Origin of the sequence: Nostoc sp. (assembly GCF_036917375.1) — a bacterium.
Classification (GTDB): domain Bacteria; phylum Cyanobacteriota; class Cyanobacteriia; order Cyanobacteriales; family Nostocaceae; genus Nostoc.
In genome coordinates, this window is the sequence record NZ_JBALDN010000063.1 from 85,189 (window position 1) to 108,568 (window position 23,380).

The 23,380-nt window shown below is 40.9% G+C and carries 21 protein-coding genes; 11 read left to right on the forward strand and 10 right to left on the reverse strand.

The annotated features are described in order from the left end of the window. Positions 1–32: 32 nt before the first annotated feature. The 4 genes from V7K45_RS17390 (at position 33) to map (ending at position 5,370) form a co-directional block, all read left to right on the forward strand. Complete coding sequence (locus V7K45_RS17390; protein WP_335005486.1) at positions 33–476, forward strand: VOC family protein; 444 nt, start codon at positions 33–35, stop codon at positions 474–476. A gap of 142 nt (positions 477–618) precedes the next feature. After that, positions 619–3,564, forward strand: a complete 2,946-nt coding sequence (locus V7K45_RS17395) for a M16 family metallopeptidase (protein ID WP_335005488.1) — start codon at positions 619–621, stop codon at positions 3,562–3,564. Positions 3,565–3,667: 103 nt separating this feature from the next. Next, positions 3,668–4,192, forward strand: coding sequence for a plastocyanin/azurin family copper-binding protein (locus V7K45_RS17400; RefSeq protein WP_335005490.1), 525 nt, complete (start codon positions 3,668–3,670; stop codon positions 4,190–4,192). 350 nt (positions 4,193–4,542) lie between these two features. Further along, positions 4,543–5,370, forward strand: a complete 828-nt coding sequence (gene map / locus V7K45_RS17405; RefSeq protein WP_335005492.1) for a type I methionyl aminopeptidase — start codon at positions 4,543–4,545, stop codon at positions 5,368–5,370. Between the two features lie 220 nt (positions 5,371–5,590). On the opposite strand, the gene V7K45_RS17410 is transcribed toward map, so the two are convergent. After that, complete coding sequence (locus V7K45_RS17410; protein WP_335005494.1) at positions 5,591–7,066, reverse strand: hypothetical protein; 1,476 nt, start codon at positions 7,064–7,066, stop codon at positions 5,591–5,593. A gap of 208 nt (positions 7,067–7,274) precedes the next feature. On the opposite strand from V7K45_RS17410, the gene V7K45_RS17415 reads away from it, so the two are divergent. Both V7K45_RS17415 and V7K45_RS17420 read left to right on the forward strand, forming a co-directional pair. Beyond that, complete coding sequence (locus tag V7K45_RS17415) at positions 7,275–8,678, forward strand: amidase (RefSeq protein ID WP_335005496.1); 1,404 nt, start codon at positions 7,275–7,277, stop codon at positions 8,676–8,678. A gap of 2 nt (positions 8,679–8,680) precedes the next feature. Beyond that, on the forward strand, positions 8,681–9,379 hold the full coding sequence (locus tag V7K45_RS17420) for a Crp/Fnr family transcriptional regulator (protein WP_335005499.1): 699 nt from the start codon (positions 8,681–8,683) through the stop codon (positions 9,377–9,379). A gap of 44 nt (positions 9,380–9,423) precedes the next feature. Here V7K45_RS17420 and V7K45_RS17425 read toward each other — a convergent pair whose 3' ends face one another. The 6 genes from V7K45_RS17425 to V7K45_RS17450 all read right to left on the reverse strand — a co-directional run bounded on the left by V7K45_RS17425 (position 9,424) and on the right by V7K45_RS17450 (position 13,550). Then, positions 9,424–9,915 (reverse strand): hypothetical protein, encoded by a 492-nt coding sequence (locus tag V7K45_RS17425; protein ID WP_335005501.1) that lies wholly within the window; start codon positions 9,913–9,915, stop codon positions 9,424–9,426. Between the two features lie 21 nt (positions 9,916–9,936). Continuing rightward, the gene (locus V7K45_RS17430; RefSeq protein ID WP_335005503.1) at positions 9,937–10,284 is read right to left on the reverse strand and encodes a cupin domain-containing protein; all 348 of its coding nucleotides are present in this window, start codon (positions 10,282–10,284) and stop codon (positions 9,937–9,939) included. A 119-nt stretch (positions 10,285–10,403) separates the two neighbouring features. Further along, on the reverse strand, positions 10,404–11,180 hold the full coding sequence (locus V7K45_RS17435; RefSeq protein ID WP_335005505.1) for an SAM-dependent methyltransferase: 777 nt from the start codon (positions 11,178–11,180) through the stop codon (positions 10,404–10,406). Between the two features lie 83 nt (positions 11,181–11,263). Next, positions 11,264–11,803: a GNAT family N-acetyltransferase gene (locus V7K45_RS17440; protein ID WP_335005507.1), complete on the reverse strand. Its 540-nt coding sequence runs from the start codon at positions 11,801–11,803 to the stop codon at positions 11,264–11,266. Between the two features lie 169 nt (positions 11,804–11,972). After that, positions 11,973–12,839 (reverse strand): aldo/keto reductase, encoded by an 867-nt coding sequence (locus V7K45_RS17445; RefSeq protein WP_335005509.1) that lies wholly within the window; start codon positions 12,837–12,839, stop codon positions 11,973–11,975. A gap of 510 nt (positions 12,840–13,349) precedes the next feature. Next, positions 13,350–13,550, reverse strand: a complete 201-nt coding sequence (locus V7K45_RS17450) for a heavy-metal-associated domain-containing protein (RefSeq protein WP_099104264.1) — start codon at positions 13,548–13,550, stop codon at positions 13,350–13,352. Positions 13,551–14,428: 878 nt separating this feature from the next. On the opposite strand from V7K45_RS17450, the gene V7K45_RS17455 reads away from it, so the two are divergent. Next, on the forward strand, positions 14,429–14,692 hold the full coding sequence (locus V7K45_RS17455; RefSeq protein ID WP_118171445.1) for a DUF3146 family protein: 264 nt from the start codon (positions 14,429–14,431) through the stop codon (positions 14,690–14,692). A gap of 62 nt (positions 14,693–14,754) precedes the next feature. On the opposite strand, the gene V7K45_RS17460 is transcribed toward V7K45_RS17455, so the two are convergent. The 3 genes from V7K45_RS17460 to ntcA form a co-directional block, all read right to left on the reverse strand. Then, positions 14,755–15,210 (reverse strand): pre-16S rRNA-processing nuclease YqgF, encoded by a 456-nt coding sequence (locus V7K45_RS17460; RefSeq protein WP_335005511.1) that lies wholly within the window; start codon positions 15,208–15,210, stop codon positions 14,755–14,757. A 149-nt stretch (positions 15,211–15,359) separates the two neighbouring features. Further along, positions 15,360–16,850, reverse strand: coding sequence for a DUF3084 domain-containing protein (locus V7K45_RS17465; RefSeq protein WP_335005513.1), 1,491 nt, complete (start codon positions 16,848–16,850; stop codon positions 15,360–15,362). 168 nt (positions 16,851–17,018) lie between these two features. Next, entirely contained in the window at positions 17,019–17,690 is a 672-nt protein-coding gene (gene ntcA / locus V7K45_RS17470; RefSeq protein WP_292854711.1) for a global nitrogen regulator NtcA, read from the reverse strand. Between the two features lie 380 nt (positions 17,691–18,070). Here ntcA and fabI point away from each other — a divergent pair, with 380 nt between their 5' ends. The 4 genes from fabI (at position 18,071) to V7K45_RS17490 (ending at position 22,833) form a co-directional block, all read left to right on the forward strand. Beyond that, positions 18,071–18,847, forward strand: coding sequence for an enoyl-ACP reductase FabI (fabI, locus tag V7K45_RS17475; RefSeq protein WP_335005515.1), 777 nt, complete (start codon positions 18,071–18,073; stop codon positions 18,845–18,847). A 79-nt stretch (positions 18,848–18,926) separates the two neighbouring features. Next, entirely contained in the window at positions 18,927–19,568 is a 642-nt protein-coding gene (gene hisB / locus V7K45_RS17480) for an imidazoleglycerol-phosphate dehydratase HisB (RefSeq protein ID WP_335005517.1), read from the forward strand. A 188-nt stretch (positions 19,569–19,756) separates the two neighbouring features. Continuing rightward, positions 19,757–20,740 carry an ABC transporter ATP-binding protein gene (locus V7K45_RS17485; RefSeq protein ID WP_335005519.1) on the forward strand — a complete coding sequence of 328 codons (984 nt, stop codon included), beginning with the start codon at positions 19,757–19,759 and terminating at the stop codon, positions 20,738–20,740. 623 nt (positions 20,741–21,363) lie between these two features. Next, a complete protein-coding gene (locus tag V7K45_RS17490) occupies positions 21,364–22,833 on the forward strand; it encodes an SLBB domain-containing protein (protein WP_335005521.1) in 1,470 nt (489 codons plus the stop codon). Positions 22,834–23,380: the final 547 nt, after the last annotated feature.

A 23,380-nucleotide genomic window follows, 5' to 3' on the forward strand; every position in this document is an offset into this window, starting at 1 on the left:
GAACTCATAACTTACAACTCCTAACTTTTGTTATGCACCACGCTTCTATTCGGACTGCGAATATTCATCGAGCGATCGCTTTCTACGAACTTTTAGGGTTTACAATCTCAGAACGCTTTACCACAGGCTACACCTTAGCTTGCTGGATGGAAGGATTGGGCGGCAGAATTGAACTGATCCAAATTCCCGAACCAAAACCAGCCCCAGATGCGTTTGCTGACGAACATTATGTAGGGTATTATCATCTCTCATTCGATTTAACTGAGATTACACCAGATTTACCTAGCTGGTTGACAAATTTGCAAGAACGTGTATTGCTAGTTGCTGAGAGCCAAACTGAAGGATTAGAACCGTTGAAGGTGCTTTTGGAACCGACACAACAGCAAATAGGCGATCGCATTTATGAAGTAGCTTTCATTGCCGATACTGATGGCTTACCTCTGGAATTCATTCGGATTTTAGCAAAACTCCCGTAATTGAGCTTTTTTATTAGCTTTGTTGCTAATATATTGTTTTTCTGTATTGTTACTGAAGTCACAGATTTTTTCGCCAGATTAAAGTGTAGTGACTCTCCAAAATAACTATGTAACTTAATTTACAGATAAATCTGCTAAATACATGTATGGATTTTCCAAATTTTATTTTAAATTTTATAAATATCCCTTGCCGTTATTACTTTTAAGTTTATGGCTAGTAGCTGTTTTTTTGTTGAGCGATCGACCTGCTCATAGCCAACATCCAGTGATATCTACTAACAAAGAAAAATATCAGTCAACCTTGCTAGCAAAAAGAATAATGCCCTCAACACTGACAGAAAATGTCCGCAAGACAGTGCTGGAAAATGGCCTAACTGTCCTGACAAAGGAAGTGCATACTGCGCCAGTGGTGACGGTGCAGGTGTGGTACAAGGTTGGCTCGCGTAACGAAGAACCGGGCGTGAATGGCATTGCCCACCAATTGGAACACATGATGTTTAAAGGTACAAAAAACCGTCCAATTCAATTTGGACGTTTGTTTAGTGCTTTAGGTAGTGATTCTAATGCTTTTACCAGCTATGACCAAACTGCATATTACGGTACTGTGGAGCGAAACAAGTTAAAAGCGCTCTTGGTGTTGGAAGCAGACAGAATGCGAAATTCCCAGATTGAGCCGGAGCAATTAGTCAGTGAAAAACGGGTAGTAATTTCGGAGTTGCAGGGTTACGAAAATAGTCCAGAATATCGCCTCAACCGCGCTGTTATGCAAGCGGTGTTTCCCAATCATGCTTATGGGTTGCCTGTAGGTGGCACTAAAGCTGATGTCGAGAAATTTGAAGTTGAGCAGGTAGAAAAATATTACCGCAATTTTTACAGTCCCGATAATGCTGTCTTAGTGATTGTTGGAGATTTTCAAACAGCAAATACTCTCGAAACAATTAAAGAAGTATTTGGCAAATTACCCAGGCAGGAGGCAGGGGGCAGGGGGCAGGAGGCAGGAGGCAGAAGGCAGGAGGCAGGAGTTATTTCTCCCTCATCTCCATCACTCAGCACTCAACATGGGCTAAACCTTAGCTATCCGCTAACAGCACTCAGCACTCAGCACTCAGAACTCAGCACTCAGCACTCAGCACTCAGCACTCCCATCGTATTGCGAGAACCGGGAGCAGGGCGGCTGTTACAAGTTGTCTATCCGTTACCGGATGCAAATCAACCGGATGTCCCGGCGCTGGATGTGATGGATTACATCTTGACAGAGGGACGGAATTCTAGACTTTATCAGGCATTGGTGGAATCAGGTTTAGCTAGTGAATTAACAGCATCCGTCACCAGTTTGCGAGAATCTGGCTGGTATGAGTTGTTGGTGACGGCTGGAGCTAAACAAGATTTGAAAAAAATTGACTCAATGTTGAGTAGTGCGATCGCCAATGTAGCAGAAAAAGGTGTGACATCTGAGGAAGTAGAACGAGCTAAAACTCAATTAACAGCAGATGTAATTTTGAGTAACCGTGATATTACTTCTCAAGCAATGCGATTGGGCACTGATGAGACAACTGTTGGTGATTATCGCTACACAGATCGTTATTTGGCAGCTGTCCGTCTGGTGAAGCCAACGGATGTTGTTGCTGTGATTAACAAATACTTGACAAAAGAAGCGCGGACAGTTGGCTTTTTTGAACCAACCCAGAAGCGGATAATAGAAGTTGCTGACAAACCACACTCAGCCCAAACTACAGAAAATTTCTCTCCTGGCGCACCTGTGCTTCCTTCTGAGGTGATGAAATACTTACCACCTGTGGATTTGGCTACAGATGCGATTGCCCAAGTCTTACCCCAGGAATTTAAATTGACTAACGGATTGCGGATATTACTGTTACCCGATCGCAGTACTCCCACCGTTACCTTGAGCGGTTATATTCAAGCTGGGACAGAATTCGATCCAGAGAACAAAGCTGGATTAGCTGCTTTTGTCGCAGATAATTTGCTAAATGGTACTAAGAGTAAGGATGTTTTAACTATTGCTAAAGTCTTAGGAGAACGAGGGGCAAGTCTAGACTTTCAAACCTACCGCGAAGGTGTGCATATCGAAGGTGATAGTTTAGCTGATGATTTGCCTATACTCCTGGAGATATTGGCAGATGTTGTGAAAAATAGTAGCTTTCCAAGCAAAGAGTTAGAACTGCATCGCCAACAAACTTTAACTGATTTGCAACAGGAATTAGATGAGCCATCAGAAGTAGCCAGAAGAGTATTTGTTCAGTCAATTTATCCGAAAAAACACCCCTTACATACTTTTCCCACAGAGGAGAGTTTACAGCAGATTCAGCGCCAGGATGTGATTGATTTCAAAGCTAAACATTATCGTCCAGATACAACAGTGCTAGCGCTGGTGGGAGATTTCGATCTAGACAAAGTGCGATCGCTGATAAAAAATAAGTTTGGAGATTGGGAAGTTAGCGGAAAAGCACCCACATTAAAATATCCCCCGGTGGCAATGCCGGAAAAAATAGTGAGTGTCAACCCAGTTTTACCAGATAAAGCCCAAGCTGTAACTTATATGGGTTACACAGGCATTAACCGTTACGATCCTCGATTTCATGCAGCCTTAGTATTGAATCAGATTTTAGGAGGCGATACCTTATCTAGTAGACTGGGAGCAGAAGTGCGCGATCGCCAAGGTTTGAGCTATGGAATTTATAGCTCGTTCCAAGCTGGGAAGAATGTAGGGACATTTTTGATTGAGATGCAGACTAGTCCTGAAGATAGCAGTAAAGCGATCGCTAGTACCCGCGAGATGCTACAGCAAATTCATCAACAAGGCGTAACTGCATTAGAAGTAGAAACAGCTAAACGCACCCTCATCAGCAGCTACAACGTTTCCCTGGCAAACCCAGAGGAATTAACAGATAGAATTCTGATGAATGAGGTGTACGGACTAGATAAAGTAGAATTGCACTCCTTCACTGATAAAATCCAGAAAGTCACTCTTGCCCAAGTTAATCAGGCGGCTCGTGAGTTACTCCACCCAGATCGAATCGTAGTCGTTACTGCTGGGCCATCTGTGTTAGCAGAGAAAAGTATTAGGTAGAGATAGGCACTGGGCATGGATAATATAAAGAATAGGTAAAGTGGTTTTCCCCGCTACTTATTAATTGTTATTGCTCATCAGCATTGCCTTTTGAGAATTAGTGATGAAAATTTATAACTATTTTTACGAAGTTGTAATTAAATCCCTTAGTTTCACAATTCCTACTTGGGTACAAATATTACGGTGTAACTACGTGATATTAACATTGCTTTTAGCTCTAAATTTCATCGCTGCTACTCCAGCAATGGCGGCGAATAAGTCTTTTGATTTGCTCAAGCAACCAGCTACAGAAATTACAGTTAGCTTGGGTAATGCGGCTAATGAACTCAAGTTTGAGCCAAATCATTTGGAATTTGAGGTTGGTAAACGCTATCAACTACGGCTTACTAATCCCAGCCAACTGAAGCACTATTTTACTGCTAAAGATTTTGCCGATGGCATCTGGACACAAAAAGTTGAAGCAGGCAGAGTAGAGATCAAAGGAGCCATTCACGAACTGGAACTTAAGCCCAGTGCTGAAGCCGAATGGGTATTTGTGCCCTTGAAATCTGGTACTTATGGCTTACGTTGTACAATACCAGGACATACAGAAGCGGGTATGATTGGAGAAATTGCCATCAAGAATTAAAAATTAAAGAGAATTGAGCTAAATACAACATTTCATTAATTAGTAGCAAATTCTCTGCGTACCTTTGCGTTTCTCTTTGTGTCCCTCTGCGTTTAAATTTCAACCCTGATTTTAGACAAAGTAGTACTAACTCCCACAGTGTATCGTGAATAACTTAGGGCGTTTTTGATTCAAGTCCAACATATTAGCAGTATGCAAATATGTTATTCTATATACATTAGCTTAGCGCCAAAAATAGAAGAATCCGTATCAGGGATTAAAATAACTTAAATTATAGATATTATTTCTCAATTAATCTAGAGAAAGCATTCATACTTCACCGTCAAAGCCACCAGTAATTATTAATTTCCATGAACATTTTCAGTAATTTACTTTCTCAAGCGACTCAACCTGCACCTGCGAAAAAACAGCGCCGAGGAATTGAAATTAAATCGCCGCGTGAAATTGAAATCATGCGGCAATCATCGGCAATTGTCGCAACTGTCCTAAAAGAAATTTCCGAGCTAGTAAAGCCAGGAATGACCACGGCTGATTTGGATGCTTATGCAGAAAAACGCATCCGCGAAATGGGTGCGACACCGAGTTTTAAAGGATATCACGGTTTTCCAGGTTCTATTTGCTCCAGCATTAATAATGAAGCAGTACATGGCATTCCTAGCCCCAAAAAAGTGATTCGCGTCGGGGATGTATTAAAAGTAGATACAGGCGCTTATTTCCAAGGCTTTCATGGTGATTCTTGCATTTCAATTGCTGTCGGTGAAGTGACAGAAGAAGCGGCTAAATTAATTCGTGTAGCGGAAGAAGCTTTATATAAAGGCATTGAGCAAGTAAAGGCTGGTGTATACCTGCTTGACTTAGCTGGAGCAATTGAAGATCATGTGAAATCTAACGGCTTTAGTATAGTTGAAGAGTTTACTGGGCACGGTGTCGGTCGTAACCTGCATGAAGAACCTTCAGTATTCAACTATCGTACTCGCGAGATGCCAAATGTTAAACTTCGGGCAGGGATGACGCTGGCAATTGAACCAATTTTAAACGCGGGTTCTAGACACACGCGGACATTATCTGACCGTTGGACAGCAGTCACTATGGATAATTCTTTGTCTGCTCAGTTTGAGCATACAGTTTTGGTGACAGAGACTGGTTATGAGATTTTGACTGACCGTTCTAAGCTGTAATTGTCAGTTGTAATTATCTGTTGTTGAGAGAGGTAAAGCGTTGAAAAAGGGCGATTTACCTCTTTATTTATTCAATAACCGCTATATAGAAATCCTATCCAATACCAATTCAATTAATGATTGCAACACATCCTTGGGTAAAGACGCGATGAATCGCGTCTCTACAAATGGTCTATTTGTCGCATTCTTTTTTCAAATTGGTATAATTTTCACAAATGATTTAGGACTGCTGACTAGTAGCCGCATAGTTAGTTTTATAAATAGAAAGCATCTCTTTAGCTTGTACAGAGACAGACGTACTCTCTGGAATAGCTTCTAATAAACTAATTGCTTGCTGCCATTTATTTTGTGCTTGCTTTCGACTTAGTTGTGAATGAGGTGAATTTTGAACAAATAAATTAGCTTCTGTTGCTAGCTTGTGGGCTGATTCTAAGTTTGCTAAAGCTTTCTTTTCAATTAAGACTCTTTTACTGATAAATTTATAGTTAATTTGATAGTAAGCTAATTTCTTCGTTGCCCGGTCATAAACTGATGTTTCATTAGGAATACTATCTAGCAAGATTATTGCCTGATGCCATTTATTTTGTGCTTGTTGCCAGACTTTTAGAGGATGCGGCGGCTTTTGAACCAGAGAAGCAGCTTCCATACCGAGTTTTTGAGCAGATTTAAACTTAGTGTTTGCACTTCCTTCTTGAGTTAAACTTCGGCTCATTTGCTGTAATTGTGGACTTTGCTCTCTATTTTTCAAACCAGCAAAAGTTAAGATTAATAAACTTGAGGCGATAATCAAAGCTGAACATATTATTTTTGGTGTTGAAAACTTTGTTAATATTCCTACTTCCTGGCTACTGATTGCTTCTTTACTACTTTCCTGTTCAATCTTTTTTAGGGCTTGTTCTCCCTGCTGAGTTAAAGTATTACCCCGAATAATTAAAGCAGCAATTTGTTCTTGGAAACAATCACAATCATTGAGAATATCTGTCAATTCTTGAAATTTTCCTTCACTCGATATAATTAATTCGTGGTCATCGTCTAACCACTCTAAAGCGAAACCAGATTTACCATAAAAAGCTGAGACACCTAATAAAATATTTAATAAACTACGACTATTTTTAATAGTATCAAAAATATAATTTAGTTTTTGCTGTAACTGTAATAGGTTTTTTTGATAATCGTTAATCTTTTCAATTTGATATCTTAAAATATTAGATTTAGCCAAGGGTAGGTCAATTTGTAAGCTGTCATTTAAGGTTTGAAATTCATTCGATATACTTAAATTAATAATATCAGAATTCAGTTGATTTACTAATTGAAGATCGCTAAGAATATCAGTGGCTATTGCTTGCAAAAAATAACCCCATTCAATCCAATCATCAATTTTGGATTGTAAATCAGTCAATGAAATTTTAGTTTCTGAGTTTCCAAACTTTTCTGCGATCGCTGGATCGACTAATCCCAAATTAGGTATAAATAAAGTAGCTACTGCGCTCAATCGAGGAAGTGTAGCGATCGCAGAATTATCGTTCAGATCGAATCTCAATTCTTGAGCGATTAATTTTTTAATATTCCGTAGCTGTTCCTGAGCATTATTGATTAGGATAATTTGTTCCATGATTTGATTAGAATCGCCAATAGTCAGTCTTAAATTCTGAATTAGTGTTGGCAATTCACTAACAAGTATTTCTAGGTTAGCCATAAATACCCCTTGGGGATTTGTCGAAAGTTTATGCGGAACAATTAAAATGGCTTGAGTAAGAATACAACCACACCTATTGCATCTGAGCATCCTAAATGAGTCACAAATCTTAGGAGCTATAAAATGTATAGTTCCCGGAAATCCTGCTAAAGTAACAATTTCAGTTTAAAAACCCCAGAGAAAGACAAAATTACCCATTCACTAACCTATGAATGAAGTTGATTTAGCATTTACCCCAGCACTAGAGTTGGCGCAATTAATTAGTCGCCGGGAAATATCACCGCTAGAGTTGGTAGAAATATATTTAGAACGGATTGGGCAATTAAATCCTCAATTAGGAAGTTATTTTACGGTGACGGCAGAATTAGCGATCGCAGATGCCAAAGCCAAAACAGAATTATTGACAACTACCTCAGAACTACCGCCATTTTTTGGCGTGCCGATTTCCATTAAAGACCTCAACTCGGTAGCAGGTGTTACCTGTACTTACGGAAATCCGGCATTACTTAACAATATCCCAAACTATGATGATGGTGTTGTAAGTAGGATTAAGCAAGCTGGATTTACTATTCTCGGTAAAACAGCCACTTCCGAATTAGGTTCTTTTCCCTACAGTGAACCTGCGGGTTTTCCCCCAGCGAGAAATCCGTGGAATTTAGAATACACCCCTGGCGGTTCCAGTGGTGGCGCGGCGGCGGCGGTAGCAGCTGGACTATGTGCGATCGCTCAAGGTTCTGATGGCGGTGGTTCAATTCGGGGGCCTGCGGCTTGTTGCGGTTTGGTGGGAATTAAGCCATCAAGAGGCAGAGTAAGTAAAGCACCTGTAGGCGAACGCCTCGCTGGAATTGCCGTCAACGGGCCGATCGCTCGGACTGTCGCTGATGCTGCTGCCCTTTTGGATGCCATATCTGGATACATGACAGGCGATCCTTACTGGTTGCCAGATCCCGAACCATCATTTCTCGCCGCAACTAAGACAAAACTCGGTGCTTTGCGAATTGCCTTTGACACTAGCATTTCTCCTTTGGGAGAAGCTGACGCCAACTGTCAGCAAGGTGTCCGTCAAACAGTCCAGTTATTAGAACAACTCGGCCACCACGTTGAACAAAAATCCCCAGATTTTAGTGGTTTAGTTGAACCATTTCAAATCGTTTGGCAAGCTGGAGTAGCTGCATCGGGACTTCCTGTTGAAGCTTTGCAGCCATTGAATCGCTGGCTATTTGCACGTACAGGTTCCGTTGGAGAATACCTGCAAGCAGTTTCCCAAATGCAGGTAGTGGCACGTCAAATTGTGGCGTTTTTCGATACCGTGGATGTGCTGGTATTGCCAGTTTATCTACATTCACCTATCCGCGTTGGGGAATGGGCTTCGCTCAGTCCAGAAGAGACATTCCAAAATATTATTAAGTGGGTTGCTCCTTGTCCGCCTGCAAATGCAACTGGACAACCTGCGATCGCCATTCCTGTTGGCTTTGATAGTAAGGGTTTACCTATCAGTGTGCAGCTAATTGGTAAGCCTGCCGCTGAAGCCACAATCATCAGCCTAGCAGCACAATTAGAAGCGGCTAATCCTTGGATTCATCATCGTCCAGCCTGGGCAATATCAGGCTGATCGTGCAGGCATCCCTGGAACAACTTTCGCAAATTATCGTGTTTGCGGGTTTAGAAACAGCAGATAAGATCGGTTTGCAACCTTACACTCAGGTACAAGGCTATCGCAAAAAAGAGATTATTCTCCATGAAGGCGATCGCTTACCAGCAAAACTCTATGCTGTTGTCAGTGGATCGATTCAAGTTACTAAAACAGCAACAACGGGGAAAGAAACAATTCTCCGTGCCTTAGCTGCTGGGGAAATTTTTGCGGCTCCTGCAATGTTAGGAAATGGAATTTCTCCGGCAACTGTTACTGCTGAATCTGATTGTGAAATCCTCACTGTAGAGCGAGATGCTTTATTAAAAACTATTGGCGAAAATCCTGAAATCGCCTTACGAATGCTGATGGTTTTTAACAGTCGGATTCAGCAATTACATGAAACAGTCCACGGATTAGTTTCTGAAAGAGCGATTGTTCGCCTTGCGAGATTAATTCAATATTTTGCTGCTGAATCTGGAACTGAATCTACTTCCGAAGGCAAATGTTTAAAAGTCAAATTATCTTATTATCGAATGGCTCGAAGTAGCGGCATTACTTACGAAGAATGCGTGCGATTAATTAAAAGCCTCAAGTCAGTAATTGCTTATCGTCGGGGTGGGACGATTACAATCCTTGATGTTGAAAAATTGGATGCGATCGCATCTGGAGATATAGATTAGTAGTGGCGCACAGATGTGCGCCCTTACACGCGCAAGACAACAATTCAGACTGCTACAGCTGCTCTATCTTGTTCGCGTGCAGCAACAACTAAAACTAGACATAGAGCTGCGATCGCTTTTTGCCATTCTTGCCGAACTTGCGCATCTTCGACACCTTCAAACATCCCTATCAAGCGGGGAATAGAAGCTTCTAAAGCCGGACGAGGTACTGGACGGTGCAACTCAACCAAATGAGTTAGACTTTCTTGATTATGGAGAAAACCAATTACCCATGTTGTTGTGTGATCGGGACTATCAGGAACCCGCTTTACTCCCAACTCATTTTTTAGCCAGTTGTAAAAAGGTGGTAATTCTTTAGCTAAAACTCCTCCTGCTGTGGGTAAAGTTTCTTTAAGAAAATTGGTATCTAAGCTCTTTAGTTCTTGTTGCAATCCAGGCGAATTGAGAACTTCAGTTAAAGGTTGTGATAGTATTTCTTCCAACTGAGCTTCAGAGAAATTTAAATTTTCAGCAAAAGTTAAAAGTAGCGATTTCATTTTTTTAGACTCCAAAATTAACTAATTTTTATCTGTGACTTTCTCAGAAAGTGTGAGTAGGAATGTCAGGTTTTCTTCAGCTTTTAAGGCATGAGGTGCGTTAGCAAGCAACAAAACGAAAACACCAGGTTCAAGTACAATATCTTCTCCAGATAAAGTGAGTAGACCTCTGCCTTCAATTACGTTGATAGTGGCATTCCGAATAGAGGTATGCTCAGAAATATCAGTGTTAGCTGCTAGGCAAAATAAAGTGTATTGACAAGCGTTATCTTTCACCAGTACTTTGCTGAAAACTCCTGCACTGGGATATTCAATTTGTTCTCGTAGTTGAGTAATGAAAGATGGAGTAGTTGCGATTAAATTGGTCATAGTATTTTGGGATGATGAATCGAAAAGAAGACACAAGCTAAGTCTATTACCCAGATATAAAGCATGTTTTACTGCTGTTAGCGCAGCGGAACCTAGCCCATTCTGAATTCTGCTGTACGTTACTGGGCAACAGCACACAAAACTATGTAGCCTAATTCGTGTTGGTATTTATGAAAAACTTGGTGAATTTCTAAAACCCGGTTGCGGATATTTCTTTGCGTCAAGATATTCCACAAAATTCGAGTTGTGTTGAGAAAACCTTCATCTTGAAATATCCGCCCTAAATTCAATAAATTCATTGAGTCAGTTTGGCATTTTTCTACTTGCAATCCTGCTGTTGCAAAAGCTGTAATCCAGTTGGATTCTGATAGTGGCGTAGAATTAACTCGAATTACTCGTGCTAAGTCAACCCGAATTTGTTCTTCTTTGTCAGTGGCTAACAGTTCATGGGAGAGAAATTTACCTCCCGGTTTGAGCCGATTATGAATTTCAGCTAAAATCTTCGCTTTTCCCAATGGGGATTGCATTGTGAGAATGGCTTCTGCCAATACATAATCAAACTTTCCTGAAATTGCCTCTAGGTTGAAAATATTACCTTCAATAATTTCAACTTGATTTTCTAACCCAGCAGCACAGATATTAGTACGCGCACGAGCTACACTATGAGGATTTTTTTCAATGCCTACTACTTTGACATGGTAGCTTTTTGCTAAAGCGATCGCACTATATCCAAAGCTAGAACCTAGCTCTAAAACTGTCTCTCCAGGCTGAAAGTTTGCCCACTGAAATAATTTTTCGGTGGCTATTCGTCCACCAGGACGGAGATATTTTTTACCCGCTGCTGCTAATACTTCGTGTCCTGTAGCTGTTTGGAAATTGAGGATAGTGTTGGTCATGTCTGTGACCCTCTGAACTTGTCTTACCCTCAATTTCTCAGTAATTTATGATATTGTCTCTGAGGTAGCTCATAGAAGCAGTATTACTTTGCTTTCCATTCGTGGTCAAGGATAGCGTAAAGAAAGTTGTCGTACCATCTGCCTTTGATTAACTCTTTTTCCCGCAAATGACCTTCACGACGCATACCAATTTTTTCTAATACCTTTACAGAAGCAACATTCTCTGAAACACACCAAGACCAGATACGATGCATTCTCAATTCTTCAAAGCCAAACTTTAAAATTGCCTGTGCTGCTTCTGTTGCATAACCTTGTCCCCAATATTGAGTATTTAGTTCATAGCCAATATTTGCTTCCCGCATTTCTGGATCGTTTACACGGATACCACAATTGCCAATCAGCCGATTTTCTTCTTTGAGAACAACGGCTAACTGAAACTTAGTCCGAGGTTGCTCTTTTTGCTGATCGATAAACATCTGGATAAACTCGCAAACATCTTTTTGTGTGCGTTGTGTCCAGTAGTTATAAAGCAAGTACAAAGGGTCGGATTGATACGTAAAAACCGCCTGCCAGTCTGTCTCTACAAAATCACGCATTAGCAAGCGGTGTGTTTCTAATATCATGTGTTTTTATAGGCAAGTTCTACTACATCTACATTAGCCAGTAGAATAATTAGCGTTGCTAAATTCAGATATGAAAATGATTTGGCATGATTTCAAAATCTTTGTAAAAACGTTACATAGCAACGTCTTTCTAACCAGATCCATACATTTAATTAGCAACGCCAAATAATTAAGTTGCCCGATCAATTTTTTGCACTTCTTCCTCAGATAGTTTCACGTTGATAGCACGTGTTGAGTCTTCAATGCTGGAAACCTTGCTAGCACCAGGAATAGGCAAAATAGCGGGCGATTTCGAACGCAACCACGCTAGAACGATATTATATACCGACACGCCTTTTTCTTTAGCTAATTTAGCGATCGCAGAAATATCCTGCAAATCCTGATGGCGACGCCTACCACCAAACGGACTCCAAGGTAAAAAAGTCAATCCTTGCTGTTCGCAATATTTTAATACGCCATCATTTTCTGGCTGTCGTTGCCAAGGACTGTATTGATTCTGTACTGAGACAATATCCACCACATCCCGCGCCCGCTTAATTTGTTCAACGGAAAAGTTAGAAACTCCCACAAACCGGATCAAACCAGCCTCTACTGCTTCTTTAACTGGTGTAAGAGATTCTTCAATGGTGTAATTAGTATCGGGAGAATGGTACTGCCATACATCGATGGGTTTAGCACCACCCAACGCCTCAAAACTGGCTCGAATTGTTTGGCGCAAATGTTCTGGGTTGCCGTTGCTTGTCCAGTTGCCATTGGGACGCATCAACCCACCCTTAGTGGCTACAATCACTTGGCTAACATCGCCTTTGTAACTACTAAGTGCTTTGTGAATTAGCTGCTCATTGTGGTGCTTATCTGACTCATCTTTACAGTAAGAATCGGCAGTGTCAATAAATGTAATACCCAAATCCAAGGCACGATGAATAACTTGGATTGATTCCGATTCAGGAGGACGATTAGCAATTGACATGGGCATACCACCCAAACCAATCGCACTTACAAAGATACCAGTTTTTCCTAGTTGTTTGGTTTCCATGCTTTTAGCTATAGCTTTCTGCACCAATTATCTATCAGTTAGTTATTCACCATAAATCCTCCCTAGTACTTAGACTTGAGGATACGTGAGTGTAATTATTCTTTCTGCTAGGTGTGAGAATACCACATTATTTAACAGACAACCGTTGTTACCTCTAACTTCTACCTAATAATGACTACTAATAGACTTCTTGCATAAGTCGGGAAAAGGTTCTGTATTGTCCCTTTCCCCTTTAACCTTTACCCTTTTCCCCCTCTTGCAAAAAGCACTTTTGCAAGAGGTCTAATATAAGATTTAGTATTTAATTTTATTCAAGTCATGTTTGATTGCAGTTTTGGTGAATTTAATTTTTATTCACGCTTACTAATATTTAGATCCGTTTGCCATCCTAGTAGAACAGAGAGTACTTATTAATATTTACGCCCTGAAAACGGACGTAAATATCATTAAGTAATTCTGCTGGCTATTAATTATTTTCTCTAAATTTATTAGAAAATTTAGAGAAAATAATTAATAGCCCTCTATAGTATAACCAGCAGATTGAACCATCTGTTTAATTGACTCTTCAGAAGCGGCAGCATCTACAGTTACAGTTTTAGTATCAACATTTACATCTACTTTGGCATCAGATTCCATAGTCAGAATAGATTTAGTTATTTTTTTGGCGCACTCATCACCTTTAATATCTGGAACTTTTAATTGAATTGCCATTACTTACCTCATTACGTAAACTGAAAATTACCTTTAAGAAATATAATATCGATTTGAAGACCGAGCCACATCTTACTTGAGTTAGGGAATTGAGCATCACAAGAATAGTAACAACTAATAGTTATATCTAAATCATTATTGACAAATTATTTAGTTAGCAAAACAAAAATAAAATACCAAAATATATAAAGTTATTTATGAAAATGCACTTAGTGCTACTAACTTATAAAAAGCCGCTCGTTTACTTTCTTATGAAGACTCCACCAGACATTCCCTCTGTTTTTCTAGGCGTTAATGTTCGACGTAAGTGTTCTTATAGCATTGCCCGATTGTACAAGCGTCTATGCGTAATTCACAAAACCTTTTTATCTGTAGTTTTTAATTTATTGTATACTTCAGGTACTTTTGCCCAACATTTGGAGTACATATAGATTCAAAAAACAGCTATCTTGCGGCATAAATATACTGTAGGTTCCCAACAAAGACTTTCAGCGACACAATTATGATTAGAATGTTAGACACTGCTAATTTGGGTATTTAAGCTAGAGAACGATTCCTGAAATGTACCAGTAGTTGAAATGCGATCGCTAGAAGCAACGAAAAAATTAGCATTTCTTGTTTGATTTATTTTTCAATCTCTATGACGAACTATGGCCCTCGAAGTAAAACTCGCTAACGCAACTCTTGGAGACGCTACGCATAGCTTGCTTACGCTATCGGTGACGCAACTTCAGGATGCTGAAGTCATCTTGCTTATAAACACAACCTAGTCAACTACAAATACCCACTTTGTCAGTTTGTCTAATTAAGATATGTTTGGTAAATAAAATAAGTAGCCTACATCATCGGCTGTTATTCCACACTTGACATAAAGCATTGTGAGTGCAAAACGTCTGCCAGAAACCATTGCCCATGTCAGAATTACCCGCCAATCCTGGCAACACGGCTTCCTAGAAGGCGAAGTGAATGCGGGTGAGTTTGAGTGGCATTTCCAGTGGCATTTTCGCCGGGGAGAACTTGCCGTCAAGCCTTCCCAAGGCCGCGCCTTAATCAAAGAACCCCTCGGTCGATTTTTGGAGCAACAAGATTATCAGCTAGAGCCTGGAGGAGACTATGCTTTTACGATTCGGGCGGAACTTTAAAAGTTAGGAGAGACGCGATTAATCGCGTCTGTACAGGAGTTAGGAGTTAACCATCTAAGTCTTCACTCCTGACTGCTTAGTGTTGATTCCGTGAGGCGATTTAAGTATCTTTCGATTAAGAGGATGGCAACAATGTCATCTATGGGTCTTGGAGGCTGTCGTAGACCCTGTGGCAATAGCTTGATTAGCCCTTTGGGCGGGAACATTTGCCAATAGCGATCGCGCGCTTCTAAAGTTGTGTAGCGCTCATCCACTAAAATAATACTCAACGGTTCTGTCAATTCTTGATATAATCTCTGTCTCCACTGTTTGGCTGTAGTTTGGTCGCCCATGACCATCAAAGAGATCGGAAACTTTTGGCGCAGTGTCTCAATGCTAGCGATCGCCTCTTTTGCTAGCACGACTTGATGATAATACAGTTGCCGATCCAGTCCCATCACCGCTAAACCACACTTATCTCGACCTGGATCGAACCCCAAGATGACTGGTTGCGTTGCTGAAAATTCACGGAAATTCATAATAAATAAAAAATAAAAAATAAAAAATGTACCCTTATAGGGATCTTGCTACGCGTAGTGTCTGCTAAACAAAAATGCAGCTACAGCAACTATTCTGGCTGCTGTTCAATATGTTTAAATCTTACTAATAACAGCGTGCAAATAATTTTTTAAGTACTAAAAATAATTTTTCCGTTAACTATTGCCACCAATTTTACTCTCAATGGCCCGGCTGTATAAGTATCCTCTGCTGCGATCGCTTTGATCTCCAAGGGTTGATTATACTGTCTTAATTGAGTGACAAAGCGCAGAAAAGTCCCTTCTACTTGCACATTTTCGACAATTCCAGCATTACGGGCACGAAATTGGGAGGCAGAAATTAGTATTTCTAGCCGCTGCTGTAACTGATAAGATGTCATGGTTTTGGAATCAGCAGTAGTCGTGGCTAACACCGCGCCTCCCGAAAAAACCAGTTGATTCTGGGCTGTATCCGCGAAAAATTCTATCTGCTTTTCTCCCCTAACGTAATTACCAGCCGAGAAAATTCGCACAACGTATTCTTTACCATCCTCAATCTGCTTGCTTAATTGATCGACCCTATCCTGGGTGACGCGCAGTAGCTCTACATTCGCCGGATTTGCACCAGGCTCGCTTAATTCGAGGTTGGCATTGCGATTGGCTTCTTGTAAGAGTTGTACCACTGCCTGACGAGCAGCAGCAGGTTGAGTAACACGAATTACAGCAGCAGACAGAACTTGACCGCGAACTAAGGCCAGCTTACCCAAACGCAGGTCGCGGTAGGACTGATAATATTTTTCCAGCCTGGCAACTTCCTGTTCTAGTTCCTCCTGTTGTGCTTCCAATTCTTTGAGGCGCGATTCCCGTTTGGCAATCACTTGCTCTCGTGCTGCAACTTCTACATTACGTTTTTGAATTAGTTGATCTAGTTGGGCAATTTTTCGATCGCGCGCTTCTATGGCTTCTTGACGGTTAGCAAGTTCGCGATCGCGTTTTTCAATTGCTGTTTTGGCTTCGTCAATGGCTTTTTTCGCTTCTGCATAAAGTCTTTGACGTTCTGTCTTCAATAGTTCAACTGCCGCTTGTAGTTCCTTTCTCTGGTCGTAAACGCTTTGCAATTCAGCTATGGCTTTTTGATATTGAGTTACAACCCGATCTAGCTGACCTTGAGTGCGTTGGAGTTGAGTTTGGGTTTGGGCTTGTTGACTAATGGTGCGGTTTAGCTGGGCTTGCGTTTCCCTCTGTTTGGCATTTGCCGCCTGCAAGGATTGGTTAATTGCCTGCAAGTCTTGTTGTGCCTTTGCTTGGGCAATTCTTGCTTGGTTTAGCTCGCCCTCTACCTGACTTTTCTGCGTTTCTGCGGTTTTTAGCTGTTCCCGCTTCTGTCTGAGGTCTGTTTGAATATCTTCTAACTCAAAGACTCCTTTTCGCAAGCCTTCGTCAGCAGCGAATAAAATCCCTAGAGTTGATGCTGAAATCAAACCACCAGTAAAAATTGTTACTAGTACAGCAGTATTTTTCGGACGAAGCTTAAAAAGTGAGAGGCGGGCTTTGCCAACTCGTGTGCCGATGCGATCGCCCACGGTGGCAATTACGCCTCCCAGAATCAAAATTGCTGCGATGAGGATGTATCCGGTGGTCATCTTTAGCTACCGAAATCCTTCCTGATACAGCCTACTACTTTTAAGCATTGTCTGGAAAGAAGTGGAAATTGGCAATAGCTGAAATTATTCAATTTTAGATTTACCTCTAGCTATTAGTGTCATTTTTCAAAATAGAACACGCGCCGATTCCCCTTTCTCCAATTGTTTTTATGTGAACTGCCTACTTAAGGTAACAGGTTTATGCACAGTAATCTTCTTTTTGTGGATAGAAATCATTTTTTTCTCACGCAAATCTCCTAGTAGCCTAGTAACGGTAACACGAGTTGAACCAATTGCTTCTGCGATCGCTTGATGAGATAATTTCAAATCAATAGTGATCCCATCTGCACAAGGAACGCCAAAATCCCGACAAAGAATTAACAAAAAACTCACCAACCTAGAACCCATATCTCGGTGGGCGAGAGTTTCAATCATCATCTCTGTTTGTAAAATTCGCGAAGACAGACCTCGCAGCATTAACATTGATAATTCTGGATTTTCCTTGAGTGCTACCTCCACCTGTTCAATTGGTGCCGACAGTAATTCCACAGGAGTAAATGCAACCGCATGGTAAAACCGATCCGACTTATTTCCTGTCAGCAATGACAATACACCAAAAACACTATTTTCCCGCAGCAACGCTACCGTTATTTCCTCTCCTGCCTCATACACCCTGGAAAGTTTAACAGCACCTTTCAAAAGAAAATAAACTCGTTCGGCAGGATCGCCAGGAAAAAAGATCGTTTTATTGCGTTCAAACGTTTCCACAACTGGCGGAAACGCCCCGGTCGCCATCTGACGAAAAACATTTGCTAGGGCTTTATCTTGTGTCACGATCATCTCCCTTCCCCTACCCAATGCCGGAAAAACAAAAACTGATTACCTAAGAATACACCCGAAAAATGAATAAAGCACCGTCAACCTTTCTGTACTTTCCTATACTCAAACTAATCTCTTCATAACTCTTTGTTTATAATGATACATAATTGTTGATCCTTTCAGCTACAACTTGTTGATAAGTAGTTCCAATAGCTATATTCAAAAGGTTTTTTGAAGAACAAATAAAGATATCTTGAGAATATCTTTATAAAAAATCAAGATTTTTGTCACAGTAAACACCCTTATCAATATTCATTTTTGTCAATCCTGTATAAAACAAAGACTAAACGTGCCTCAGATTCTAGTATGCTCCTAAATGATCGATCGCATTAACAATTTATATGCTAAATCTGACTGGAAAAAATGCCCTTGTTACAGGTATTGCCAATAACCGCTCGATCGCCTGGGGGATAGCCCAACAACTGCACAAAGCCGGAGCAAACCTGGGTATTACCTACCTGCCAGATGAACGTGGCAAGATGGAGAAAAAAGTCGCGGAGTTGGTAGAACCTCTTAACCCCAGCTTATTTCTTCCCTGTAATGTCCAAGATGAAGACCAAATTAAATCTACTTTTGAGACAATCCGCGAACAGTGGCGAAAGCTAGATATCCTCATCCATTGTCTGGCCTTTGCCAGCAAAGACGATTTAAGTGGAGATTTTAGCCAAACTTCTCGTTCTGGCTTCAACACCGCCTTAGAAATTAGTACTTATTCGCTGGTGCAGTTAAGTGGTGCAGCCAAACCTTTGATGACAGAGGGAGGTAGCATCGTCACCCTGACATATTTAGGTGGTGTTAGGGCAATCCCCAACTACAACGTTATGGGAGTTGCCAAGGCGGGGTTAGAAATGAGTGTGCGTTACCTAGCTGCTGAACTAGGGCCGCAAAATATTCGCGTGAATGCCATCTCCGCAGGCCCCATCCGTACTTTGGCATCTTCAGCAGTGGGTGGGATTTTGGATATGATTCATCATGTAGAAGAAGTAGCTCCCCTACGACGCACCGTCACTCAGTTAGAAGTAGGCAACGCTGCGGCTTTCTTGTGTAGTGATTTGTCCAGTGGGATTACCGGACAAATTCTCTATGTAGATGCAGGATATGAAATTATGGGAATGTGACGCGATAAAGTTAGGAGTTAGAAGTTGAGTTATGAATTTTTAACTCCTAACTTCTGACTCCTAACTCTTTTCACTCCCCATGCAAACAACCAATCGCCAAGTTAATTCCAACTACGATCGCTTAACTGAAACCCCTCGCATTGCCACTGTTCACCGCACCACTGGTGAAACTAATGTGCAAGTTACCATCAACCTGGATGGTAGAGGAACTTGCACAGCAGCAACTGGTATTCCGTTTTTGGATCACATGTTGCATCAAATTGCCTCCCATGGGCTGATTGATATAGATGTCCAAGCCAAGGGAGACTGGGAAATTGACGATCATCACACCAACGAAGATGTAGGCATTACTTTAGGGCAAGCTTTTAACCAAGCACTAGGCGACAGAAAAGGTATTGTCCGCTTTGGTAATTTTCTTGCACCATTGGACGAAGCCTTAGTGCAGGTAGCGCTAGATTTTTCTGGACGGCCTCACCTCAGCTACGGCTTGCAAATTCCTACTCAGAGGGTAGGAACCTATGACACCCAACTGGTGCGAGAATTTTTTGTGGCTTTGGTGAACCATAGCCAGATGACACTGCACATTCGGCAATTGGATGGCATTAATTCCCATCACATCATTGAAGCGACATTCAAAGCCTTTGCAAGAGCAACACGGCAGGCAGTGGAAATTGACCCCCGACGTGCTGGCTTAATTCCCAGTTCTAAGGGAGTTCTATGAAAGGAGTCAAATTGGGCATTGAAAAGACGCAGAGGTGCAAAGGGGAGAAAACTTACTACAACTTCTCTTCTCCTCTGCTCCCTTGCTTCTTCCCCAGTCCAATTGACACACGAGTTGTTGATGGTTATTATCAGCCTACCGGGTAATTTTTAATTAATACCAAGCTGATAAATAGTGATTTAACCGAGATGAAGTCTGTTGCAGATGACCCTAATTCTCAACTTAATACGACAGACATTCCGCCAGTAGTCCTAACTTCTGAGTTGCGAAAAGTCTATCGTACTGGTTTTTGGCTAAATCAAAAAGTCGTATCTCTCAAAAACTGTTCTTTAACGGTTTACAAAGGCGAAACCTTTGGTTTGTTGGGGCCTAATGGTGCTGGAAAAACTACCCTTTTAAAATTGTTGCTGGGAATTATTCATCCCACCTCTGGACGAGGATCGTTGTTGGGTAAACCAATAGGCGATCGCAGTGTTAAGCAACATATCGGCTATCTGCCAGAAAATCCCTATTTGTATGACTATCTCACTGGTTGGGAATTTTTACAGCTTGCTGCTGGGTTATTCCAAATTCCCCAAAGTGTCCAACGCCAACGTATTCCCCAATTGCTGGAATTAGTGGGTTTATCGCAAGCCGACGCTCGTAAAAAGCTGCTGCGCCGCTATTCCAAAGGAATGCTACAGCGTGTTGGGATGGCACAGGCACTAATTAATGAGCCAGATTTAGTTTTTCTGGATGAACCAATGTCTGGTCTCGATCCAGTGGGACGCTACCAAATGCGAGAAATTATTTTGGCGCTCAAAGCTGCTGGTAAGACGATTTTTTTCAACAGCCACGTTCTTAGTGAAGTAGAACAGATTTGCGATCGCATTGCCATCCTCGCTCAAGGTGAACTAATTTGCTCTGGTTCCCTCAATGAACTCTTAGGCGTAAACAACACATATCAAGTAAAAGGTCAAGGTGGTGACTGGGAAATTCTCCAAAAATGGATACCCACTCTCATATTTGAGCCTGATGGTTCCTGGCACGGTACACTACAAGACGGTTACTATGATTTTCTTGCCAGTCTTCGTCTTATGGAAGGTAAAATTATCGCCATTAACTTGTCACGTCAATCCCTAGAAGAATTTTTTATTCAACAGATCCAAACAAAAAACAACCCCTTGAATTAGTCTTGTTGCCAAATAGTAAATTGTCGACTGGCTTGAAGAATAAAACCCAAAATTCTGCCTTTTTGAGTTCTCTTTGCCAACGCAATCCACAAAAAATAAAATTCCAACATTTTTTCAAGGTTATTTGTATTTATTTAATGAACTTGTTCCTAATTTTAGTAGTCCCTTACTACTCATTGCAGATTTTAAATGTCATCAAATTAACTTTGACAATAAAAATTTATTCATGGCTACTTTATTAGACCTCTTGCAAAAATGTATTTTTGCATTCTTGGGGAAAAGGGAAAAGGTTAAAGGGAAAGGATTTTGAGTTTATTTACCCTTTACCCCTTCCCCTTTTCCCCCACTTTTGCAAGAAGTCTATTGTTAGCTAACAGACAATTTCTTGTAGAAACTGGGTTTATTTGCGTAAATCCTATATTTTTTGATATTGCTCTATTCAAGCAACATTAACTTTAAGCTAACTTCACTAAAAATTTAACTTCAATAAACAAATTTCCTCCGGAAAATCACACTTTTCTAGGAAAATAAGAGTGTCGGGGAACATGAATACTTAGGTATAGTCAAAATAAAAATGTTTAGACAGTACTTTATTGATTGTAGTTTCAGAGTCTCAGGTAAATATGCTTAACAAAAGTTTGTCTAAATTCCTAATTCAGCCAGCTGTAGGTATGGCTTTGTTAACTGCTGTCAATGCCGCTGTGTCATCTGCCAGTCTAGCTCAGGGACAACCATTACCACCAACAACACAACCACCAATTACACAAACACAATTAGATACTAATTATTCATTAGGAGGCGGCGATCTCATCCGTGTAAATGTATTTGAAGTACCTGAATATACAGGTGAATACCAAATTCCCCCAGGTGGAGCAATCAACCTACCCTTAATTGGCAGTGTATCGGTACTAGGGCTAACAACTGAACAAGCTTCTGACGAAATAGCGAGAAGATATGCTCGCTTCCTCAAACGCCCCTTAATCTCAGTCAATCTGTTGTCTCCTCGTCCCATCAATATTTTCGTTGCTGGAGAGGTGACACGTCCTGGAGCTTACACTCTAAGCTTGAGCGGAGGCGCCGGGAACAATCCAGGCGTACAATACCCCACTGTTTTAGCCGCATTAACAACAGCGCAGGGGGTAACTTTAGCTGCGGATGTGACTCAAGTTCAATTACGGCGTAGAATAGGACGTTCTTCAGAACAAGCTGTCACCCTCAATTTGAAAGAACTCATTCAAACAGGCAAGTTATCGCAAGATATTACCTTGCGGGATGGAGACACTATAGTTGTGCCAACAGCAACCAACTTCAACGTAGCAGAATCTCGCAATATATTTGCATCCAACTTTGCCGCCAGTCAAACCACACCCCGCACAGTAACAATTATTGGTGAAGTTAACCGTCCCGGTTCGTATCTTGTCACCCCAGCCAACACAGATGCACAGGGGGGCGCAACCCCTAACAGTGGCACTACCACTCCCAATGGTTTACCAAATGTGACACGGGTAATTCAATTAGCAGGCGGAATTACAGCACAAGCTGATGTGCGTAATCTCAAGCTACGCCGACCTACAAGAACTGGCTCAGAACAATCTATAGATATTAATCTTTGGCAACTGTTACAGAGTGGTGATGCCAATCAAGACATCATTGTGCAAGACGGAGATACGATTGTTATTCCGACGGCAACTGAAATTAACCCCGCAGAAGCGACTCAATTAGCTACCACTACTTTGTCTCCTACACGGATTCAGGTTGGTGTGGTTGGCGAAGTTAAAAAACCAGGTCTAACAGACGTTCAACCAAATAGCTCTTTAAATCAAGCTATACTCGCTGCTGGCGGATTTAATGATGCCAGAGCTAGTAGTAGTGCTGTTGATTTGATTCGCCTCAACCCTAATGGTTCTGTCACTAAACGTATAGTAAAAGTAGATTTCTCCGCTGGGATTAATGAGCAAACTAATCCTATACTCCGCAATAATGACGTTGTAGTAGTCAACCGATCTGGTTCAGCTAAGACTGGCGATACCGTCAACACCATAACTGGACCTTTAGGTGTTATCTTTAATCTTTTGAACTTATTCGGACTTTAGTTTAAAAGATAGATGCAAATTGGGGACGTTAGCCAACCCTCTTCGTCCCTCAAATTGCACTATCCTTTAATCAAAAGCAAGTTACACATAACAAACGTTTCACAAGACATTGCTTCTTCCAAATTGCGTTTTATAAATGCTGCGATTCTGGTTAAGACAAGTCTGCTATAAATACTCTGACAGCCATTCTCTTCTGATTTGCCAATGTTCTAAGCTATCTGACCACTGTTATATATTTTATATATCCGTCATTATAATAATTTTAAGTAATATTACTCATAGAAAAACACTGTAAACTTTAAAACTCTCACTGTAAATTCATAATGTGCATTGATAGGCTTTTGAAATCTTTATTGTAGGTACTCGGATTTCTTATGATAATGAGAATATTTTAGAAAGCAGATTTCGTAAATACTAGTTCATCACTGATTTTTAGTCATCCAGTGATTCTTATTATCATAAGAATTATTTAAGTAAATTAACTAATTGATGACAGATATACTATTTTAACCACAGATACCGCGTATACACAGTAGAATGATGTCGA

Excerpts from the sequence above, each read along its gene's own strand:
- V7K45_RS17400 (WP_335005490.1), top strand. The coding sequence starts at position 3,668 with ATGAAAATTTATAACTATTTTTACGAAGTTGTAATTAAATCCCTTAGT.
- V7K45_RS17435 (WP_335005505.1), bottom strand. The coding sequence starts at position 11,180 with ATGACCAACACTATCCTCAATTTCCAAACAGCTACAGGACACGAAGTA.
- V7K45_RS17445 (WP_335005509.1), bottom strand. The coding sequence starts at position 12,839 with ATGGAAACCAAACAACTAGGAAAAACTGGTATCTTTGTAAGTGCGATT.
- V7K45_RS17390 (WP_335005486.1), top strand. The coding sequence starts at position 33 with ATGCACCACGCTTCTATTCGGACTGCGAATATTCATCGAGCGATCGCT.
- hisB (WP_335005517.1), top strand. The coding sequence starts at position 18,927 with ATGCAAACAACCAATCGCCAAGTTAATTCCAACTACGATCGCTTAACT.
- V7K45_RS17395 (WP_335005488.1), top strand. The coding sequence starts at position 619 with ATGTATGGATTTTCCAAATTTTATTTTAAATTTTATAAATATCCCTTG.
- V7K45_RS17425 (WP_335005501.1), bottom strand. The coding sequence starts at position 9,915 with ATGAAATCGCTACTTTTAACTTTTGCTGAAAATTTAAATTTCTCTGAA.
- map (WP_335005492.1), top strand. The coding sequence starts at position 4,543 with ATGAACATTTTCAGTAATTTACTTTCTCAAGCGACTCAACCTGCACCT.
- V7K45_RS17485 (WP_335005519.1), top strand. The coding sequence starts at position 19,757 with ATGAAGTCTGTTGCAGATGACCCTAATTCTCAACTTAATACGACAGAC.
- V7K45_RS17415 (WP_335005496.1), top strand. The coding sequence starts at position 7,275 with ATGAATGAAGTTGATTTAGCATTTACCCCAGCACTAGAGTTGGCGCAA.
- V7K45_RS17490 (WP_335005521.1), top strand. The coding sequence starts at position 21,364 with ATGCTTAACAAAAGTTTGTCTAAATTCCTAATTCAGCCAGCTGTAGGT.
- V7K45_RS17410 (WP_335005494.1), bottom strand. The coding sequence starts at position 7,066 with ATGGCTAACCTAGAAATACTTGTTAGTGAATTGCCAACACTAATTCAG.
- V7K45_RS17465 (WP_335005513.1), bottom strand. The coding sequence starts at position 16,850 with ATGACCACCGGATACATCCTCATCGCAGCAATTTTGATTCTGGGAGGC.
- V7K45_RS17450 (WP_099104264.1), bottom strand. The coding sequence starts at position 13,550 with ATGGCAATTCAATTAAAAGTTCCAGATATTAAAGGTGATGAGTGCGCC.
- ntcA (WP_292854711.1), bottom strand. The coding sequence starts at position 17,690 with ATGATCGTGACACAAGATAAAGCCCTAGCAAATGTTTTTCGTCAGATG.
- V7K45_RS17440 (WP_335005507.1), bottom strand. The coding sequence starts at position 11,803 with ATGATATTAGAAACACACCGCTTGCTAATGCGTGATTTTGTAGAGACA.
- V7K45_RS17430 (WP_335005503.1), bottom strand. The coding sequence starts at position 10,284 with ATGACCAATTTAATCGCAACTACTCCATCTTTCATTACTCAACTACGA.
- V7K45_RS17460 (WP_335005511.1), bottom strand. The coding sequence starts at position 15,210 with ATGAATTTCCGTGAATTTTCAGCAACGCAACCAGTCATCTTGGGGTTC.
- fabI (WP_335005515.1), top strand. The coding sequence starts at position 18,071 with ATGCTAAATCTGACTGGAAAAAATGCCCTTGTTACAGGTATTGCCAAT.